Annotated in this window: 17 protein-coding genes and 1 pseudogene; 7 read left to right on the top strand and 11 right to left on the bottom strand. The window is 73.6% G+C overall.

Annotation, left to right across the window (positions count from 1 at the left end; all coding sequences use genetic code 11):
* Window positions 1–103: 103 nt before the first annotated feature.
* Window positions 104–1,324 carry an MFS transporter gene (locus tag AC0VY3_RS10615; protein ID WP_103508547.1) on the top strand — a complete coding sequence of 407 codons (1,221 nt, stop codon included), beginning with the start codon at window positions 104–106 and terminating at the stop codon, window positions 1,322–1,324.
* Here AC0VY3_RS10615 and AC0VY3_RS10610 read toward each other — a convergent pair.
* Window positions 1,314–1,676 carry a cupin domain-containing protein gene (locus tag AC0VY3_RS10610; protein WP_006123706.1) on the bottom strand — a complete coding sequence of 121 codons (363 nt, stop codon included), beginning with the start codon at window positions 1,674–1,676 and terminating at the stop codon, window positions 1,314–1,316. The genes AC0VY3_RS10615 and AC0VY3_RS10610 overlap by 11 nt on opposite strands.
* A gap of 105 nt (window positions 1,677–1,781) precedes the next feature.
* On the opposite strand from AC0VY3_RS10610, the gene AC0VY3_RS10605 reads away from it, so the two are divergent.
* Window positions 1,782–2,717 carry a pseudouridine-5'-phosphate glycosidase gene (locus tag AC0VY3_RS10605; RefSeq protein WP_103508548.1) on the top strand — a complete coding sequence of 312 codons (936 nt, stop codon included), beginning with the start codon at window positions 1,782–1,784 and terminating at the stop codon, window positions 2,715–2,717.
* Window positions 2,714–3,625 carry a carbohydrate kinase family protein gene (locus AC0VY3_RS10600; RefSeq protein WP_475549487.1) on the top strand — a complete coding sequence of 304 codons (912 nt, stop codon included), beginning with the start codon at window positions 2,714–2,716 and terminating at the stop codon, window positions 3,623–3,625. Before AC0VY3_RS10605 ends, AC0VY3_RS10600 begins: the two co-directional genes overlap by 4 nt.
* Before the next feature lie 57 nt (window positions 3,626–3,682).
* On the opposite strand, the gene AC0VY3_RS10595 is transcribed toward AC0VY3_RS10600, so the two are convergent.
* Together AC0VY3_RS10595 and AC0VY3_RS10590 are read right to left on the bottom strand one after the other, a co-directional pair.
* The gene (locus AC0VY3_RS10595; protein WP_103507695.1) at window positions 3,683–4,330 is read right to left on the bottom strand and encodes a nucleoside/nucleotide kinase family protein; all 648 of its coding nucleotides are present in this window, start codon (window positions 4,328–4,330) and stop codon (window positions 3,683–3,685) included.
* A gap of 65 nt (window positions 4,331–4,395) precedes the next feature.
* Window positions 4,396–5,088 carry a winged helix-turn-helix transcriptional regulator gene (locus AC0VY3_RS10590; RefSeq protein ID WP_475549486.1) on the bottom strand — a complete coding sequence of 231 codons (693 nt, stop codon included), beginning with the start codon at window positions 5,086–5,088 and terminating at the stop codon, window positions 4,396–4,398.
* Window positions 5,089–5,173: 85 nt separating this feature from the next.
* Here AC0VY3_RS10590 and AC0VY3_RS10585 point away from each other — a divergent pair, with 85 nt between their 5' ends.
* A complete protein-coding gene (locus AC0VY3_RS10585; protein WP_103507697.1) occupies window positions 5,174–6,385 on the top strand; it encodes a pyridoxal phosphate-dependent aminotransferase in 1,212 nt (403 codons plus the stop codon).
* Entirely contained in the window at window positions 6,382–6,990 is a 609-nt protein-coding gene (locus tag AC0VY3_RS10580; protein WP_475549485.1) for a cysteine peptidase family C39 domain-containing protein, read from the top strand. The genes AC0VY3_RS10585 and AC0VY3_RS10580 overlap by 4 nt, the downstream gene beginning before the upstream one ends.
* Before the next feature lie 306 nt (window positions 6,991–7,296).
* Here AC0VY3_RS10580 and AC0VY3_RS10575 read toward each other — a convergent pair.
* From AC0VY3_RS10575 to AC0VY3_RS10555, 5 genes and pseudogenes are all read right to left on the bottom strand, one after another.
* Window positions 7,297–7,382 (bottom strand): annotated as a pseudogene (locus AC0VY3_RS10575).
* Window positions 7,383–7,416: 34 nt separating this feature from the next.
* Window positions 7,417–8,148 (bottom strand): DUF7873 family protein, encoded by a 732-nt coding sequence (locus AC0VY3_RS10570; protein ID WP_103507699.1) that lies wholly within the window; start codon window positions 8,146–8,148, stop codon window positions 7,417–7,419.
* A gap of 43 nt (window positions 8,149–8,191) precedes the next feature.
* A complete protein-coding gene (locus AC0VY3_RS10565; RefSeq protein WP_374935454.1) occupies window positions 8,192–9,571 on the bottom strand; it encodes an SWIM zinc finger family protein in 1,380 nt (459 codons plus the stop codon).
* Window positions 9,568–12,594, bottom strand: coding sequence for an SNF2-related protein (locus tag AC0VY3_RS10560; protein WP_475549484.1), 3,027 nt, complete (start codon window positions 12,592–12,594; stop codon window positions 9,568–9,570). Before AC0VY3_RS10560 ends, AC0VY3_RS10565 begins: the two co-directional genes overlap by 4 nt.
* Before the next feature lie 170 nt (window positions 12,595–12,764).
* Window positions 12,765–13,676 carry a slipin family protein gene (locus AC0VY3_RS10555; protein WP_103507702.1) on the bottom strand — a complete coding sequence of 304 codons (912 nt, stop codon included), beginning with the start codon at window positions 13,674–13,676 and terminating at the stop codon, window positions 12,765–12,767.
* A 243-nt stretch (window positions 13,677–13,919) separates the two neighbouring features.
* Between AC0VY3_RS10555 and AC0VY3_RS10550 the strand changes: the two genes are divergently transcribed.
* On the top strand, window positions 13,920–14,273 hold the full coding sequence (locus AC0VY3_RS10550) for a hypothetical protein (RefSeq protein WP_030079569.1): 354 nt from the start codon (window positions 13,920–13,922) through the stop codon (window positions 14,271–14,273).
* Window positions 14,274–14,289: 16 nt separating this feature from the next.
* Here the strand turns inward: AC0VY3_RS10550 and AC0VY3_RS10545 are convergent, their stop codons facing one another.
* Window positions 14,290–14,988, bottom strand: a complete 699-nt coding sequence (locus AC0VY3_RS10545; protein ID WP_475549483.1) for a class I SAM-dependent methyltransferase — start codon at window positions 14,986–14,988, stop codon at window positions 14,290–14,292.
* A gap of 72 nt (window positions 14,989–15,060) precedes the next feature.
* On the opposite strand from AC0VY3_RS10545, the gene AC0VY3_RS10540 reads away from it, so the two are divergent.
* Window positions 15,061–15,423, top strand: a complete 363-nt coding sequence (locus AC0VY3_RS10540; RefSeq protein WP_475549482.1) for a DUF6343 family protein — start codon at window positions 15,061–15,063, stop codon at window positions 15,421–15,423.
* A gap of 11 nt (window positions 15,424–15,434) precedes the next feature.
* On the opposite strand, the gene AC0VY3_RS10535 is transcribed toward AC0VY3_RS10540, so the two are convergent.
* Together AC0VY3_RS10535 and coaE are read right to left on the bottom strand one after the other, a co-directional pair.
* The gene (locus tag AC0VY3_RS10535) at window positions 15,435–15,803 is read right to left on the bottom strand and encodes a tetratricopeptide repeat protein (protein ID WP_103507705.1); all 369 of its coding nucleotides are present in this window, start codon (window positions 15,801–15,803) and stop codon (window positions 15,435–15,437) included.
* A 118-nt stretch (window positions 15,804–15,921) separates the two neighbouring features.
* Window positions 15,922–16,524, bottom strand: coding sequence for a dephospho-CoA kinase (coaE, locus tag AC0VY3_RS10530; protein ID WP_475549481.1), 603 nt, complete (start codon window positions 16,522–16,524; stop codon window positions 15,922–15,924).

Raw genomic sequence — 16,524 nt, 5'->3', positions numbered from 1 at the left:
GGCGGCGGCCGGGCGATGGCACACTGCGCCGGTGACGCGACCCCTCTCCCTCCCACAGGTCCCGGCCGCCGGGCTGCCCGCGCTCCAGCGTCGGACGTCGGCCGTGCTCATCGTCAGCCAGATACTCGGCGGCCTCGGCGTGGCCATCGGCATCGCCCTGGCCCCGATGCTGGCCGTCGAGGTGAGTGGGTCCGAGGCGCTGTCCGGGCTGGCGCCGACCTCTTCGGTCGTCGGCACGGCGCTGCTGTCACTGCCGCTGGCGGCCCTGATGACCTCCCGGGGCCGCCGGTCCGGCCTGGTGCTCGCCTATCTGATCGGTGCGCTGGGTGGTGGGCTGGTGGTCCTGGCCACGATGCTGCCCAGCTTCCCGCTGCTGCTGCTCGGCATGGCCGGGTTCGGCGCGGGGTCGCTGGCCGGTCTCCAGGCCCGGTTCGCGGCGGCCGACCTGGTGGGGCCGGAGCGGCGGGGGCGGGCGATCTCCACCGTCGTCTGGGCCACCACGATCGGCTCGGTGCTGGGGCCCAACATCTCGGCCCCGGCGAGCCGGCTGTTCCGCGGTACGCCGGTGCCCGAGGCTGCCGGGCCGTTCCTCTGCTCGGCCGCGGTGTTCCTGCTCGCCGGGCTCGTCGTGGCGCTCGCGCTGCGCCCGGATCCGCTGCTCACCGCCCGGGCCCTGGCTCCGGAGGGCCCGGTGGGGCCGCCGAAGCGGTCGCTGCGCGCCGGGGTCGAGGCGGTGCGGGAGTCGCCGATGGCGCGGCTGGCCCTGGTGACGGTCACCGTGTCGCACACCGCCATGGTGTCGATCATGGTCATGACCCCGGTCGACCTGGGCCGGCACGGCGCCGACCTCCAGCTGATCGGGCTCGTCATCAGCGGGCACATCGCCGGCATGTACGCGTTCTCGCCGGTGATGGGGTGGCTGGCCGACCGGTTCGGCCGGCCGGCCGTGATCGGGCTGGCCGTCGGGCTGCTGAGCCTCGCCGCGCTGCTCGCGGGCACCGCCGGGCCCCGGCACGGGCAGACCGCCGCGGGCCTGTTCGTGCTGGGCCTCGGCTGGTCGGCCGGGATGATCGCCGGTTCGGCGCTGCTCACCGACGCGGTGCCGCGGTCCGCCCAGGCGGCCGTGCAGGGGCTGTCGGACCTGACGATGAGCGCGGCGGCAGGCGTCGGCGGGGCGGCGGCCGGGGTGATCGTCGCCCAGTGGGGTTACGGCAGCCTGAACGCGATCGGCGCCGCCCTGTTGCTGCCGGTCGCCGCGCTCGCCCTGCGCCGGGGTCTGCGGCGGCCGGGAGACCTCAACGGCTCGGGAGACGTCAGAGGCTGATGTGGTACGCCTTGCGGAGCGTCTCGTGAACGGTCCAGGTCGTCCGGTCGCCCTCGCGCAGGACGCACGCGTCCCCCGGGCCGATCTCCAGCGTCGCCCCGCCCTCGACCGCGACCGTCGCCCGGCCGCTGACGACCACGAACAGCTCGTTCGCCTCGGTGTCGGTGACCACTCCGGGCGTGATCTGCCAGATGCCGCGGATCTGCTTGCCGTCGGGCGATTCCCACAGCGCCTTCCCCGTCACCACGGGATCGCCCGAGACGATCTGCGCCGGATCGAGGGGTTCCGGTACGAGCTCGGCGTCCGGGATGTGCACGGCGAAGGAGGCGGGGACCTGGTCGTTTGTCGTCATGGCCGGTCACCTTAGCGACCGCTTCCGGCCATCGGGTGACCAGGACCCGCCGGAGAACGTCCGCCCCTGGTTTGCGCCCCTTCCGCCCGCGACAGGGATGGGGGCATGCCACAGAACTCACCAGAACCCTACGAGCCGGTGCTCTCGGCGGAGGTGCGCGCCGGCCTGAACGCCGGTCTGCCCGTCGTGGCCCTGGAGTCGACGATCATCGCGCACGGTCTGCCGCGCCCGCGCAACCTGTCCGTGGCTCTGGAACTGGAAGGCCTCGTCCGGTCCGCCGGAGCGGTCCCGGCGACCGTCGCCGTGCTGGACGGGGTGGCCCATGTCGGCCTGAGCGAGGACCGGTTGGAGCGGGTCGCCGGCGATCCGGCGGTACGCAAGCTCGGGCACCGCGATCTCGCCCCGGCGCTCGCCTCCGGGGCGAGCGGGGCGACGACGGTGTCCGCGACGGCGTTCCTGGCGGCACGGGCGGGTGTCGGCGTCTTCGCGACTGGCGGGCTCGGCGGCGTACACCGGGAATGGGCCGAGAACCAGGACGAGTCGGCCGATCTGCGGCTGCTCGCCCGCACCGGGATCACCGTGGTCTGCGCGGGCGTGAAGTCGATCCTCGACGTCCCGGCGACCCTCCAGCGGCTGGAGACCCTCGGCGTCCCCGTCGTCGGCTACGGCACCGGCCACTTCCCCGGCTTCTACCTGAGCAGTTCCGGCGAACCCGTCGACTGGACGGTGCACAGCCCCGAGGAGGTGGTGGAGGTGATCCGGGCGAAGGAGGCGCTGGGCGGCCCGGCGGCCGCGCTGATCGTCGCCAACCCCGTACCGGAGCACGATCAGTTGGATCCGGAGCTGCACGACCGGGTGCTGGCGGAGGCGCTGGACGCGTGCCGGGAGCGGGGCATCTCGGGGCAGGGTGTCACACCGTTCCTGCTGGACCAGCTGATGCGGCGGACCGGGGGTGCGTCGCTGGAGGCGAACCTCGCGGCCGTACGCGGAAACGTGGCTCTCGCGGCGCGGATCGCCGTCGCGGCGACGGGCGCCCGGTGAGCCCTGCGGCGGCGGGCGGTGGGCTGCTGGTGGTGGGTGACGTGGTCACGGACGTGGTGGCGCGGTACGGATCGGCGCTCGCCCACGGTACGGACACGGTGGCCCGGATCCGTACGGTGCCGGGCGGCGCGGGGGCCAATGCCGCCTGCTGGGCGGTGCGTTCGGGCTGTCCGGACGTCCGGCTGCTGGCCCGGGCGGGTGCGGAGTCCGCCGACTGGCACCGTCGGGCGCTGGAGCGGGCGGGGGTGCGGGCGTTCCTGGCGGTGGACGACGAGCTTCCGACGGCGACCGTCATCGCGCTGGTCGACGCGGCGGCCGAGCGTACGTTCCTGACGGACGGCGGGGCGGTGCTGCGGCTCGCCGCCGAGGACTTCGCGCCCTCGATGCTCGACGGCGTCGGGCGGCTGCATCTCTCCGGCTACCTCCTGTTCGCCGCGACGAGCCGGGCCGCCGCCCTTCTCGCCCTGCGCAGCGCCGTGGAGCGGGGCGTTCCGGTGAGCGTGGATCCGGCGTCGGCCGGGTTCCTCGGCGAGCTGGGGCCGAAGCGGTTCCTGGAGTTCGCAAAGGGGGCGGAGCTGCTGCTGCCTAACGCGGACGAGGCCCGGCTCCTCACCGGGCTGCCGGGACCCGAGGCCGCGGCGGCGGAGTTGAGCCGGTGGTTCCCGCGCGTCGTCGTCACCCTGGGCGCGCGGGGTGCCGTGGCGGCCGCCCGGGGTGAGGTCATCGGCCGCGTCACCGCCCCGCCGGTGCGCGAGCCGGTCGACTCGACGGGGGCGGGCGACGCGTTCACCGGCGGGTTCCTCGCGGCTCTGCTGGCCGGGGCGGACGACCTGACCGCGGCCGCCGAGGGCTGCCGGGCCGGTGCTGCGGCGGTGGCCACGGTGGGCGGGCGGCCACCGGCGCGCTGAGCACGGGTGGCGCACCGCGCGTACGGCGAGAACCGCCGCCGGCCCCGACTGCGCGGTTCACCCGCCCCCGGGCAGCCCCGACCAGGCCGGGTGCGACGGATCGTCCGCCCGGACCACCACGTCCGCCCGCTCCGAGGGCGCCACCTCCTCCTCGTACCGGGCGAAGGCGGGCAGGGTCCAGCGCTCCGGCTCCCGTGTGCGTCGCCGCAACGCCCCCGGGGACAGCCGCAGATGGACGCTCAGCGCGAACGGGAACCAGTGGCCCAGCAGGAACGGCCCGTGCACGACGACGACGCCGCCCTCGGGCAGCGCGTGGTACGGGGTCCGGGTCGCCCGGTCGGTCGCCGGGTCCCACAGATCGGGCAGCACCCGGCCGGAGCCGCCCGCCTCCAGCGGCCCGAACACCTCGCGCCACAACGCCCCGGTGTCGAACCAGCCGTCGACGTAGGCGTCCGGGTCCTGCTTGCCGTACTCGAAGCGCAGGCTCGCCGGGCGCAGGAAGCCCTCGGTGGAGACGACGAGGACCGGGCGGCCGAGCAGCCGCAGCTCCTGGGCGACGCGTTCGGCGCACTCGCCGGTACGGGCGGCCGGGGCTCCGTCGATGCCGAGGGCGAGCCAGGGCCCGCCGTCGGCCGCGGACAGCCCGTCGCCGTACCGGGCCAGCTCGTCGGCCAGCCGTTCCCAGGTGATCGCTTCGAGTCGCACGGCTCCATCATCGCCGGATCCGTGCGCGGCCGCCCCGCGAGAGCTCCGGCCCCCCGGAACCCGGCTCAGGCCCCCCGCAGTTCGGCGGCGAGCGGGCTCTCGCCGGACACCTCGACGCGGCCGTCCTTCACCGCCTCCGCGAGCCCCGCCCCGCCCTGCGCGAGCTCCAGGCAGACCCCGGCGTCGAGGACGATCCGGGCGTCGGGGCGGTCGGCCGGGCCGTATCCGTACACCGGGCCGTACGCCTCGCCGCCCGGCAGCACGCTCCCCGCTCCCCCGCCGACATGGAGATGGAACTCGCCCTCGTCGAGCCGGACTTCGAGGACGCCCTCCTGGGTGAGTCCGGTGAGGGCGCCGAGCAGCGGCAGCGCGAACCAGTGGGCCCGCACCGCGTCGGTCGGGCGGCGCTCGGCGAGGGCGGGCGCGCCCCACGCGGCGAGGGCGGCGAGGACGGGCCGCAGACCGTGACCGCGTTCGGTCAGCTCGTAGACCGACGCCGCCGACGGGGGCGGCAGTTTGCGGCGCAGGGCCAGCCCGCTCTGCTCCATGTCCTTCAGGCGGGAGGCCAGCACGTCCGTGCTGACGCCGGGCAGATCGGCGTGCAGGTCCGTGTACCGGCGGGGGCCACCCAGCAGTTCACGGACGATCAGCAGCGTCCACCGGTCGCCGACGGAGTCGAGGGCGCGGGCGGTGGCGTCGAACTGGTCGTAGCTCCGGCGACGGACGGGGCGTGCTGCTGGCTGCTGCTGACGTGGCATGCGACGCAGTCTAGACATGTTGTTGGACTTTCCAAGCTGAAGCTTGGTAAAACCAAGTATCGCAATTCGGCTCGGGAGGCAGCGCATGGAGTTCCGGCAGTCCAGCAAGCTCAACGAGGTCTGCTACGAGATCCGGGGCCCGGTCATCGAGCACGCCAACGCCCTGGAGGAGGCGGGCCACAGCGTGCTCCGGCTCAACACGGGCAACCCCGCGCTCTTCGGTTTCGAGGCTCCCGAGGAGATCGTCCAGGACATGATCCGGATGCTGCCCCAGGCGCACGGCTACACCGATTCGCGCGGCGTCCTCTCGGCCCGGCGGGCGGTCGTCCAGCGCTACCAGGCCATGGGGCTGACCGAGATCGGCGTGGACGACGTGTTCCTCGGCAACGGGGTCTCCGAGCTGATCTCGATGGCGGTGCAGGCGCTGCTGGAGGACGGCGACGAAGTACTGATCCCGGCCCCGGACTTCCCGCTCTGGACGGCGGTGACCACGCTCGCGGGCGGCAGGGCCGTGCACTACATCTGCGACGAGGAGTCCGACTGGAACCCGGACCTCGCCGACATGGCGTCGAAGATCACCGACCGGACCAAGGCCGTCGTGATCATCAACCCGAACAACCCGACCGGTGCGGTCTATCCGCGCGAGATCCTCGAAGGCATTCTGGATCTGGCCCGTCGGCACAACCTGATGGTCTTCGCGGACGAGATCTACGACCAGATCCTCTACGACGGGGCCGAGCACCACAGTGCGGCGGTCCTCGCCCCGGATCTGGTCTGCCTCACCTTCAGCGGCCTGTCGAAGACGTACCGGGTGGCCGGGTTCCGCTCCGGCTGGATGGTGGTGTCCGGCCCGCGCCAGCACGCCCGCAACTATCTGGAGGGCCTGACCATGCTGGCCTCCATGCGGCTGTGCCCCAACGCGCCCGCGCAGTACGCCATTCAGGCCGCGCTCGGGGGCCGGCAGTCCATCAAGGAACTGGTCGCCCCGGGCGGCAGGCTCCACGAGCAGCGCGACCGGGCCTGGGAGCGGCTGAACGAGATCCCGGGCGTCTCGTGCGTGAAGCCGAAGGGCGCGCTGTACGCCTTCCCGCGCATCGATCCGAAGGTGCACGAAATCGTCGACGACGAGAAGTTCGTGCTGGATCTGCTGCTGCGGGAGAAGATCCAGGTGGTGCAGGGCACCGGCTTCAGCTGGCCGCGCCCGGACCACTTCCGCATCCTGACCCTTCCGTACGCTGATGATCTCGACGCGGCGATCAGCCGGATCGGCCGCTTCCTGAACGGATATCGCCAGTGACCTGTGCCCTCTGCCGCGTCCCCGTCCACACCCAGTTCGTCACGCGGGAGCTGGTGGGGGCGATCGTGGAGGGCGGGCTGGATCCGGCCGAGGACCCGGGCTGGGCGGAGTCGGGGGCGTCCTCGCCCGCCGAGTACGCGCGTTGGGCAGGTCATCTGTGCGGTATGACCTGCCTGCGCATGGCGCTCGGCGCCGACGCCCCGTCGCTGTTCGCGCTGCGCGACGGGGCGCTGAAGTACGGGGCGTACACGCAGGATGTGGACGGCACGATCCGGGGCCTGGTCTACGCCCCCTTCGCGGAGTACGTCGGCGAGGTGCACGGGCGCGAGGCCACGGTGCACCGGCACCTGGACGTGGCGGAGATCCCCGGGCTGCTGGACGCGGACCGTACGGTGCTGGCCTCCGTCCACTACGGGATCCGGCACCCGGAGCGGCCCGCTCCGGGGCGGGGCGGGCATCTGGTGCTGGTGACCGCGCGGACGGCCGACGGGTCCGGCGTCCACTTCCACAACCCGTCGGGGACGGACGTCGGGACGCGGGCGGCCGTGCTGCCGCTGGCGGAGTTCGAGCGGTTCTTCGCGGGGCGGGGCGTCTCGCTGGCGTGACGCGCCCATGTCCGGGGGCCTGTGGAAACGGGAGCGGGCCCGGAGGCGTAGCCGGCCTCCGGGCCCTGTGAATGCCGCCCATCTGGCACGCCGGCACGTTTAAGGGTCCGGGTCAGTCATGATGTCGTCGCGTCCTGCCTTTGGACCACCGCAGATCGGAGCTCTGCGGGCCGGACTTGAACCGGCATCTCGACGCGCGCGGGCCCGGGCCCGTTCGATCCGGCGATCGGCGGCGAATGCTGAGTCTGGAGCAAGAGTCTGAGATTGACGGCGGCTGCCTCTGCCTGCTTGGGCTACTCCGGCCCGTGCCGGAGGGAGGAATCGAACCTCCACTGGTACCGCGCCTTCACGACAAGCTTCAGTTTCAGCTTGCGCTCCTCGCGCACCCCGGCCCCCTTGATCGGCGGCCGGGGAATCCATGGTCGGTCACCCGAAGAGGTAACCGAATACCGCATCACCCACCCGCTGGTCGGTGACGTCCGTGCCGTTGGCCTCCTCGCGGGCGAACTTGACCGCCTGCTGGAGCTTCTCGATCCGGTCCAGCAGTTCGTTGACGCGCCGCGCGGGCAGCGCACCGGAGAACTTCACGGTCGTCCAGTACCCGATCGGGACGTCCTCGTAGTACACCTCGACCTGCGCCGGGTGCTTCTCGGTGGCCTCCGCCTTGACGTGGTTGCGGGGCACCTTCTTCGTACGGAGCGTGCGGACCGGCTCGGTCTTCCAGGAGTCGGTCGACGGGTCCTGCACCCATGCCTCGGCGGCGTCCAGCACGGGAAGCTTGCGGATGAAGGTGTTCAGGTCGGTCAGCTGCTTCTCCAGGAAGAGCAGATACGACACCGGCACCTCGCTCACCAGCACCCGGCCGTCGACCTTCACATCGGCCCGGGCCGAGCAGTTCGCCCAGTCCTTCGTGGCGGTCACGTCGAAGAGCCGGGTCAGCGTGGCCGCGGTGTCCCGCAGCACGTCCTCCGCCTTGACCTGGACCAGCGTCGACTCGGGCGGAAGCTGCTCGCCCTCCTCGTCCTTGGGCTGGTAGGTCCGGGAGATCCCGGCCAGCAGTCCGGTCTTCTGGAGGCCGTGATGTGCCGCCGTCAGGTCCTGGTGTGCCTTGGACTTGACGCCCTTCTCCACTGCGATGATCTGATTGAGTTTCGCCACGTCGAGGACGCTAACAGGGACAACTCACCGGTGGCCAAGGGTTTTACCGTACGTAGTGGGGGTCGTCGTCCCCGGCGGTGTCCGGGACGGAGTCGCCGGCGAGCAGGGCTTCGAGGGCGGACACGGGGTCGGGGTCCGGGGCGGCGCGCGGCCACCAGTCGTCGGCGCCGGGGTCGGACTCGTAGCCGTACCAGCGCATGTCCTGGCCGAAGCGGAGCTGGAGCGAACCGGCCGGGTGGGTCAGGTGGTTGCGCCAGGGCGTGAAGCGCGGGAACCCGGCGGCGGCGAGCGCGGGCCTGGCCCGGTCGAAGGGCCCGGCGGGCGGGTCCCAGGGCGTCTCCAGGACCGCGAGGCCCCCGGCATCGCCCTGCCGCCAGGCGGCGACGGCGCGGGCGAGGTCGGTGGTGGTGCGGCCGGTGGCGTACGCCAGCTCGCGGTAGAGCGCGCGGGTGGTGGCGGTGAGCCCGGCCGTCGGCCGCGAGGCGGCGAGGCGGACCGCGTCCTGCCAGGCGGTGAACCCGGCCAGCGGATCGCGTCCCGTGGTCAGCAGGGTGTGGGCGCGGGCGGCGGCGTCGGTGGCGAGGTGGTCCAGGCCCAACGGGTCACGGGCGCCGGGCAGATCCGGGTACGAAGGCGGCTGGCCGGGATGCGGCGGGACCGGGAGGGGCGCCGGGAGCGGAGGCAGGAAGCGTCCGGCGAACGCCTCCTCGGCTCCGACCGACGGCACGGCGGGGGCGGCGGGGCGCTCGCGGGCGGAGTGCTCGGCGTTGCGCCGGCCCAGCTCCTCCAGCAGCTCGCGCTCGCCCCGGCCGCGCATCAGCAGCAGGACGAACGGGTCGCTGTCGAGCAGCAGTGCCGTCTGGAAGCAGAGCGCGGCGACATGTTTGCAGGGCCGCCCGTGGTCGGGGCAGGTGCAGCTGGGGTCGAGGTCGTCGGCGGCGGGCAGCAGCCGGACACCGGCCTCCTCCGCCGTACGGGCCAGGGAGTGGGGCATCTCCTTGGCGAGCAGCGCGGACAGATGGCCGGGTTGCTCGGCGACCGCGTCGAGCAGCGCCTCCCAGCCCGGGTCGGCGAAGGTGCGCAGTCGCAGTTCGGCGCGGTAGGGGCGGGCCCGGCTGCCGTGCACATAGGCGACGACGCGGCCCGGGGTGACGGTGATCGCGGCGACCTGGCCGTCGTCGGCGTACGCACGGCCGCGGGCGAGCCGGGCCTCGTCCATCGACAGCGACTCCAGGGCGTCCACCCAGGCCCGGCCCCACCAGCTGTCCGCGTAGGGCTCGCCCTCGGCGGAGGTGCGGGCGGGCACCGCCTCGAAGGTACGCCGCAGATCGTCCGGGCCGATCCGGGCGCGCGGGGCGGACCTGCGGGCGGCGGGGCCGGTGGTCGGGCGCGGGGCCGGGCGCGGGCTCATCCGGGGACTCATGCGGGCCTCCGCAGCGATACGAGGTCGGCGAGGTCCCGGTCGCTCAGCTCGGTCAGGGCGCTCTCGCCGCTGCCGAGCACCGCGTCCGCCAAAGCCCGCTTGGACTCCAGCAGTTCGGCGATCCGGTCCTCCACCGTGCCCTCGGCGACGATCCGGTGGACCTGGACGGGCTGGGTCTGGCCGATGCGGTACGCCCGGTCGGTGGCCTGCTCCTCCACGGCCGGGTTCCACCAGCGGTCGAAGTGGACGACGTGGGCGGCGCGGGTGAGGTTCAGCCCGGTGCCGGCCGCCTTGAGGGAGAGCAGGAACACCGGGACCTCGGCGGCCTGGAAGCGGTCCACCATCCGCTCCCGCTCGGGCACCGGCGTACCGCCGTGCAGGAGTTGGGAGGGGATCGCGCGGGAGGCGAGGTGTGCGGAGAGGAGCTTCGCCATCGACACGTACTGGGTGAAGATCAGGACCGAGCCTTCCTCGGACAGGATCGTGTCGAGCAGTTCGTCGAGGAGGGCGAGCTTGCCTGAGCGGCCCGCGAGCCGGGTGGGCTCCTCCTTCAGATACTGGGCGGGGTGGTTGCAGATCTGCTTGAGCGAGGTCAGCAGCTTCATGATCAGGCCCCGGCGGGCGATGCCCTCCGCCGCCTCGATCTGCGCCATCGTCTCGCGGACGGCCGCCTCGTAGAGCGTGGCCTGCTCACGGGTGAGTGGGACGGGGTGGTCGGTCTCCGTCTTGGGCGGCAGCTCGGGGGCGATGCCGGGATCGGACTTCTTGCGCCGCAGGAGGAAGGGCCGCACCAGCCGGGACAGCCGTTCCACCGCCTCCTCGTTGCCCAGGCCCGCGGCGGTGTCGGTGTTCTCCACGATCCGGGCGTGCCGGGCCCGGAACGCCTTGAGCGGGCCGAGCAGTCCGGGAGTGGTCCAGTCGAGCAGTGCCCAGAGCTCGGAGAGGTTGTTCTCGACGGGGGTGCCGGTGAGGGCGACCCGGGCCGGGGCGGGGATGGTGCGCAGCGCCTTGGCGGTGGAGGAGTGCGGATTCTTGACGTGCTGCGCCTCGTCGGCGACGACCAGGCCCCAGCTCTGCTCGGCGAGCTGGGCGGCACTGGAGCGCATGGTGCCGTACGTGGTGAGGACGAAACCGCCGTCCGGATCGCTCAGGGTGCGGTCCGTGCCGTGGAAGCGGCGCACCGGGACGCCCGGCGCGAAGCGGTTGATCTCGCGGTGCCAGTTGCCGAGGAGGGAGGCGGGGCAGACCACCAGGGTGGGCGAGGGGTGCGCGCGGTGCAGGTGGAGGGCGATGAGGGTGATCGTCTTGCCGAGGCCCATGTCGTCGGCGAGGCAGCCGCCGAGCCCGAGCGAGGTCATCCGGTCCAGCCAGGCCAGGCCGCGCAGTTGGTAGTCGCGCAGGGTCGCGTCGAGACCGGGCGGCGGCGCGATCGTCAGGTCCTGGCTGAGGATCCGCGTACGGAGGGCGGCCAGCGCCCCGGCGGGAACGGCGTCCACCCGCTCACCGTCCACCTCGGCGCTGCCGGTCAGTGCGACGGCCAGCGCGTCCACCGGGTCCAGGAGCCCCAGCTCCCGCTTGCGCGCCTTGCGTACGAGGGCGGGGTCGACGACCACCCACTGGTCACGCAGCCGCACCACCGGGCGGTGAGCCTCGGCCAGGAGGTCCATCTCGGCCTCGGTCAGCCGCTCGTCCCCCAGGGACAGCTGCCAGTCGAAGGCGAAGAGGTGCTCGGCGTCGAAGAAGGACGTGCCGTCGGTGGCCGATCCGGGCGCGGGCCGGACGACGGCGGCCGCGGTGAGCGAACGGGCCAGCTCGCGCGGCCAGCGGACCTCCACCCCGGCGGCGGCCAGCCGGGATCCGGCGTCGCTCAGCAGCTCGTACAGCTCGTCCTCGGTAATCGCGAGCACATCGGGGACGGGCTGCCCCAGGAGCCGTTCCAGCGGGGCCCAGACGCGGGCGGCCCGGCGCAGCGCCAGCACCGCGTCAACCTGGGCGCGCGGCCCGAACGGCTCGCCCGCCCCGCCGTTCCACAGGGCCGCCGCGTCCACCACGTACGTCGGGTCGGCGAGGCTGTGGACCTGCACGATCGCCGCGGCGGCGGGGCGGACCGCCGGATCGTCCGGATGCTCGGGGCGGGCGGCTGCGTCGGCGGCCTCCGCCTCCTCGCGGGCGGCCGTGACCGCGTAGGTGTCGGCGGTGTCGAACAGCTCGTACGCGGAGAGGTCCAGGCGCAGCGAGACCCGCACGCCCGCGTCCAGGCCCGAGGCCACCTCGACGGCCCAGGCCGCGGCGTGGGGCAGATGCTGGGCCTCACGGGCGGCGAACGGGGCGCCCATAGCGAACGCGGCGGCGGGTGTGCGCGGCAGTGTGTCGGCGACGGCGTCCAGGAACGCGCCGATCAGGGCCTCGGGGTCGGGGAGCCGGGGAGGCGCGGAAGCGGGGACCGGCACCGCGTGCCCCTCGGGCGGCAGCGCGGCGGCGACCGCCCGCAGATGCGCGACGTCCTCGGCGTCCCTCGGGCCGGCCCGCCAGGCGTCGTGGCCGTCCGCCGTGAGCCCGGGGAGGAGCCTGCCCCGGGCGACGAGCTGGAGAGCGTGCAGCGCGGCCGCGCCCCAGCAGCGGGCGGCGGGATGGGCGGACGCCTGATGACGGGCCCGGACGAGCACGGGCAGCGCGTCGGCCACGGACAGCAGAACCGCGGACACCTCGGCGGTGCGGACGCGCCCGGGGCCCGCCGCCGGGTCCGGCCGGACGACCGTGAGCCGGGTGGTGGTGTACGGGACGGAGTCGGGGCGGCCGGTGGCGTCCCCGTACCCGGAGGGTGTGCCGCTGCTGCCCTGCGCGCCGTCGTCGTGCCACGGGTCGTCGCCGTCCGCGTGCGGGTCCCAGAACGCGATGCGGCCGTCCCTGGGCACCGGGCCGGGGAGGAAGACCGCCGCGCGGCGCAGCAGGCGGCCGATGTCGGCGGCGCCGGCCGCGCCCTCGGCACCCCGTGCCCCGCCCTCATGGGCCCGCGCCGTCATGTCCGCCACCCCCTCCCGCCTGATCCGTGGTCTCCGTCGGCACGGAATGTGCTGACTCCGCGAGTCTAGGCGGGAGGTCTGACACTGCGGACAGCCACGGCATCTCCCCAGCTCAGCGGCGTAGAGGCCGGTCGGTCACCGGTCTGGATCCGCGAGTGGACCCACCACGCTCAGTGATGGGCGAACGGCTGCTCCGGGGCGGCCGGGGCCTGTGGGGCGGCAAGGTAGGCGGGTGGTGCGGCAGGTTCGTCGCCGTCGCGCCCTGTCTCCGCCTCCCTCCCCGGCCCTTGCCGGGCCGCCGCCTCCGCCGCCGGTGACGGTTGCTGCTGCGCGCGTTCCAGGAACCGGAGCAGCTCCACCGGGAAGGGCAGCACCAGCGTGGAGTTCTTCTCCGCCGCGACGGCCACCACGGTCTGCAACAGCCTCAGCTGGAGCGCGGCGGGCTGGGCGGACATCTCACCGGCCGCCTGCGCCAGCTTCTTCGAGGCCTGGAGCTCCGCGTCGGCGTTGATCACCCGGGCACGCCGTTCGCGGTCGGCCTCGGCCTGGCGGGCCATGGATCGCTTCATGGTCTCCGGCAGCGAGACGTCCTTGATCTCCACCCGGTCGATCTGCACACCCCAGCTGACCGCCGGGCTGTCGATCATGACCTCCAGCCCCTGGTTCAGCTTCTCGCGGTTGGACAGCAGATCGTCCAGATCGCTCTTGCCGATGATCGACCGGAGCGAGGTCTGGGCCATCTGCGAGACGGCGAACCGGTAGTCCTCCACCGCGATCACGGCGTTCGTCGGGTCGACGACCTTGAAGTAGATGACGGCGTCCACGCGGACGGTGACGTTGTCCCGGGTGATGCCGTCCTGGGCGGGCACCGGCATGGTGACGATCTGCATGTTGACCTTGCGCAGCCGGTCGATGCCCGGCACGACCATCGTGAAGCCCGGCCGCCGCACGTCCTCCCGCAGCCGGCCGAGCCGCAGCACGACGCCCCGCTCGTACTGCCGGATCACCCGCGCCGCCGAGGCCACGTACAGCGCCGCGGCGCAGAGCACCGCCACCAACGCGATCACCAGCTCCTGAGCCATGGCGACCCCCTGAGAGGAAGGGCGGTGGTCGAATGCCCGGCCACATAACACCTTTTGCCATTTTATGCCCTATTTGCATGCATGGTGAACCCCATCCGGCCGCACGGTGACCTCCGGCGGACGGCGGCTCGCCCGGTCGGCCGCGCACAGGATGCCGGGGCGGCCCCGGGCGGGCAGGGTGGCCAGCGCCAGCACGTCTTTCCCGACGTACCGATCGCCGGACGAGCAGACGAGGACCCGCCCATGTCCGTGACCGCCACCGTTCACCGCCGACGCCGCCTCGGGATCGCCGCCGGCGCCACGCTCCTCGCTCTCGCCGCCACGGGCTGCTCCGGGCTCGGTCGCACCGCCGTGGGCCCGGTGACGTACACGACGGAGCGCGAAGCGGTGCTGCAGGTGAACAGCCCGTCGGTACGCGGCTGCCACCGGATCGCCCCGGCGGGAGCCCACGAGGTGGAGAACGGGACGCTGGTCGACGTGATCCTCTACCGCACGCGGAACTGCACGGGCGGCGGGACGACCTATGTGCCGACCAGGTTCAGCGATGTGACGGCGCCGGGCAGCGGCCCGTGGCGCAGCTACAGCTTCGTGCACTGAGGAGCGCCACGGCCGGTCACAGCGCGGGGCGGGCCAGCAGCCAGGTGCCGTCGTCGGTGAGGGTGCGGTCCACCCTCAGTCCGGCCGCCGCGAGATACCCGGCGAGGTCCTCGTCGGACAGCTCCCGCGACAGGAAGGTCTGCGTCCACCGCGCGTCGTCGAAGTGATACTCCGCGCGCACCGAGCGCACGCCGTCGCCCACCGGCTCCGCCGAGACGATCCGGACCAGCCCGCCGGACGGGTCGGTCCGCTCCCACGGCAGCTCCGAGCGGTGCGCCACGCCCTCGCGCTGGACGAGGACGATCCCGTCGTCGCGCACATGGGCCCGGCAGACGCGCAGCATCCCGTCGCGCACCCGGTGCTCGCCCGCGTGGACCAGGAAGGAACCGAGGAGCACCACGTCGAACCGCTCGTCGCCCAGGTCCAGCGACTCGATCGGGCTGCGCACCGTGCGCGCCCCGACGATCTCCTGCAGCATCTCCGGCGACTCGTCCACCGCCGTCACGTCGAAGCCGCGCCGCACGAGCGGGTGCGTCACCCGGCCCGTCCCGCAGCCCAGTTCCAGGATGCTCGCACCGGCGGGGGCCACGCCCGCGATCACGTCCGGCTCCTCGCCGACGGCCAGCCGGCGATACAGCTCCACCGCACACCCGTCCGGGGTGATCGCTCCGGGACCGGTCCCCGCATACCCCTCGCGTACCAGTGATTCGCCCATGCCGGACGAACGAGCCGTCGCCGGGCACGGTTCCCCGCCCCGCCGCTGTTCCGTCCGCAGCCGGGTGGGTCCATGCTGGTGAGTGAGGTGATCGCCATGCGTACGGGCAGTGAACCCGTGACCGCCCGCAGTCCGCTGCGGATGCGGCTCTGGCTGAGCCTGTGGGGAATGGCCTGGGCGCTCTTCGGCCTCGTGGCCTTCGCGCTGAACGGGCGGCCCGGCTGGGCGGCGGCCTGCGCGGTCGTGCTGCTGTTCGCGGTGGTGGACCTAGGCGTGATCACGTACCGCATGCGCCAGGGCCGGCACTACCAGCCGGGCCGTGCCGTCCCGCCGTACGAACCGGACCACAGCGACGGCCGCCCGCGCCGGATGGGACCCGGCGCCGACGGCGGGCGGCCGGACCAAGGACGAACCGGCCCCTCCGGGCGCCCCTGACGCCCCTGCCCTCAGGCCCGCTCGTCGAACTTCGCGGCCCGCAGGTACTCCGGCTTCGGGTCGAGCGCCGCCGCCAGGCGGAAGTGCCGAGTCGCACGCTCGGGGCGGCCGGCTCGCTCGAAGGTGCGGGCCAGCGCGAAGTGGGCGAACGCGTTGTCCGGCTCGCGCTCCAGCACCAGCTCGAATTCCAGCTCGGCGGGGCGCAGTTGGGCGGCGGCGAAGAAGGCGCGGGCCCGCAGCAGCCGGGCGGCGGTGTTCTCCGGGTGGGCGGCGATCACCGAGTCGAGGAGCTTGACGGCGCCCCGGGGGTCCCGGGCGTCGAGCAGGTGCTCGGCCGCACGGAAGTCGATGACGTCGGTCTCCGGATTCCTCTCGGGCACGGTCGCGTCCCTTCCTCTTCTCGCGATCTCCTCGCGCGGGTCCGCCATCGCTTCCCCGCGCGTGTGCAACGCCCGCCCCGGCCGCGGTATTCCGGGGGGCGCGTACGCGTACGCGGGCTCAGCCGGCGGAGGCCCTGCGGACCAGCTCGTCCCAGACTTCGCGGACCTGCGCGTCCAGCGCCTCGCGCGGCCCGTCGTTGTCCACGATCAGGTCGGCCACGGCCCGGCGCTCCTCGCGGGTCGCCTGGGCGGCCATCCTGGCCCGGGCGTCGGACTCGGTCATGCCGCGCAGCGTCACGAGCCGGTGGAGCTGGGTATCGGCGGAGGCGTCGACGACCACGACCAGGTCGTAGAAGGGGGCGAGCCCGTTCTCGGTGAGGAGGGGCACGTCGTGGACGACGACGGCGTCCTCGGGGGCCGCGCGTTCCAGCTCGGCGGCGCGAGCGCCGACCAGGGGGTGCACGATCGCGTTGAGCGCGGCCCGGCGTTCGTCGTCGGCGAAGACGAGCGCGCCGAGCGCCGGACGGTCCAGGGCGCCTTCGGCGGTCAGGATGCCCGGCCCGAACTCCTCGACGACGGCCGCGAGTCCGGGCGTCCCGGGCTCGACGACCTCACGGGCGATCCGGTCGGAGTCGATCAGGACGGCGCCGTACTCGACGAGCAACCGCGACACTTCGCTCTTGCCGGCACCGATGCCGCCGGTCAGGCCCACTTTCAGCAT

The organism is Streptomyces sp. iso_384 (assembly GCF_056172905.1).
Note: the sequence above shows the minus strand (reverse complement) of the source record. Positions and strands in the feature narration are given on the sequence as shown.

What these genes read in the sequence shown, in the direction of transcription:
- AC0VY3_RS10545 (WP_475549483.1), bottom strand. Translation starts at nt 14,988, where the DNA reads ATGGGCGAATCACTGGTACGCGAGGGGTATGCGGGGACCGGTCCCGGA.
- AC0VY3_RS10550 (WP_030079569.1), top strand. Translation starts at nt 13,920, where the DNA reads ATGTCCGTGACCGCCACCGTTCACCGCCGACGCCGCCTCGGGATCGCC.
- coaE (WP_475549481.1), bottom strand. Translation starts at nt 16,524, where the DNA reads ATGCTGAAAGTGGGCCTGACCGGCGGCATCGGTGCCGGCAAGAGCGAA.
- AC0VY3_RS10560 (WP_475549484.1), bottom strand. Translation starts at nt 12,594, where the DNA reads ATGACGGCGCGGGCCCATGAGGGCGGGGCACGGGGTGCCGAGGGCGCG.
- AC0VY3_RS10585 (WP_103507697.1), top strand. Translation starts at nt 5,174, where the DNA reads ATGGAGTTCCGGCAGTCCAGCAAGCTCAACGAGGTCTGCTACGAGATC.
- AC0VY3_RS10565 (WP_374935454.1), bottom strand. Translation starts at nt 9,571, where the DNA reads ATGAGTCCCCGGATGAGCCCGCGCCCGGCCCCGCGCCCGACCACCGGC.
- AC0VY3_RS10590 (WP_475549486.1), bottom strand. Translation starts at nt 5,088, where the DNA reads ATGCCACGTCAGCAGCAGCCAGCAGCACGCCCCGTCCGTCGCCGGAGC.
- AC0VY3_RS10610 (WP_006123706.1), bottom strand. Translation starts at nt 1,676, where the DNA reads ATGACGACAAACGACCAGGTCCCCGCCTCCTTCGCCGTGCACATCCCG.
- AC0VY3_RS10555 (WP_103507702.1), bottom strand. Translation starts at nt 13,676, where the DNA reads ATGGCTCAGGAGCTGGTGATCGCGTTGGTGGCGGTGCTCTGCGCCGCG.
- AC0VY3_RS10540 (WP_475549482.1), top strand. Translation starts at nt 15,061, where the DNA reads ATGCTGGTGAGTGAGGTGATCGCCATGCGTACGGGCAGTGAACCCGTG.
- AC0VY3_RS10605 (WP_103508548.1), top strand. Translation starts at nt 1,782, where the DNA reads ATGCCACAGAACTCACCAGAACCCTACGAGCCGGTGCTCTCGGCGGAG.